Source organism: Flintibacter sp., from assembly GCF_046973065.1.
This window is the reverse complement of the sequence record NZ_JBKVXZ010000050.1, coordinates 1-1,162: the sequence shown is the minus strand read 5'-3', so window position 1 is coordinate 1,162 and position 1,162 is coordinate 1. Positions and strand designations below refer to the sequence as shown.

Annotated in this window: 1 protein-coding gene; it reads left to right on the top strand. The window is 63.8% G+C overall.

Going from position 1 to position 1,162, the window contains the following annotated elements:
- On the top strand, positions 1 to 1,141 hold a 1,141-nt coding region (locus ACLTXB_RS14650), incomplete at its 5' end, for an ATP-dependent DNA helicase RecG (protein WP_428227503.1).
- Positions 1,142 to 1,162: the final 21 nt, after the last annotated feature.

The window sequence follows — 1,162 nt, the reverse complement described above, 5'->3', positions numbered from 1 at the left end:
CGAGGTGCTGGCCCAGCAGCATGCCCGCTCCCTCTCCGCCCTGCTGGAACCGGCAGGCGTGCGGGTGGGACTGCTCACCGGCTCCTTCACCCCGGCACAAAAAAAGAAGCTCCGCCAGGCCATCGCCCAGGGAGACGTTGACCTGGTGGTGGGGACCCACGCCCTCATCTCTCAGGATGTAGAATTTCACGATCTCGGCCTCATGGTGGCCGACGAGCAGCACCGCTTCGGTGTGGCCCAGCGCTCCGCCCTGGCCGCCAAGGGCCATGCCCCCCACGTGCTGGTCATGTCCGCAACCCCCATTCCCCGCACCCTGGCTCTCATTATCTACGGAGATCTGGACGTGTCCGTCATCGATCAGCTCCCCCCCGGCCGCACCCCGGTGGAGACCTACGTGGTCCACGAGGACAAGCGGCAGCGGATGTACAACTTTGTCCGCAAGCTGGTGGGCGAGGGGCGGCAGGCCTACATCATCTGTCCCGCCGTGGAGGACCGCACCGCCGAGGAAGCCCCCGACGGAGAGCCCTCCCCCTTTGCGGACTTAAAGGCAGTGAAGAGCTACGCCCAGCACCTCCAGGACAAGGTGTTCCCGGACCTGCGTCTGGCCCTGCTCCACGGCAAAATGCGCCCCAGGGAAAAGGACGCCGTCATGGCTGCCTTTGCTGCAGGTGACGTGGACGTGCTGGTATCTACCACGGTGGTAGAGGTTGGCGTGGATGTGCCCAACGCCGCCCTTATCATTGTGGAGAACGCGGAGCGCTTTGGCCTTAGCCAGCTCCACCAGCTCCGTGGCCGGGTAGGCCGCGGCAAGCACCAGTCCTACTGTGTACTCATTACTAATTCCCACGCCCAGGACGCCATGACGCGGCTGAAAACTTTGGCCTCCACCACTGACGGTTTTAAGATCTCCGAGGAGGATCTGAAGCTGCGCGGCCCCGGCGACTTCTTTGGAAGCCGCCAGCACGGCCTGCCCCAGCTGGCTCTGGCCGATCTCAGCGGAGACATGCGCCTTTTGCAGCAGGCCCAGCAGTCTGCCCGGCAGCTGCTCCAAAATGACCCCACCCTCTCCCGGCCGGAAAACCGGCCGGTTCTGGACCGGGTGCGGCAGATGTTTGCCGACACCCCGGATATTTTTAATTAACTTGAGGAGGAACCCCAATAT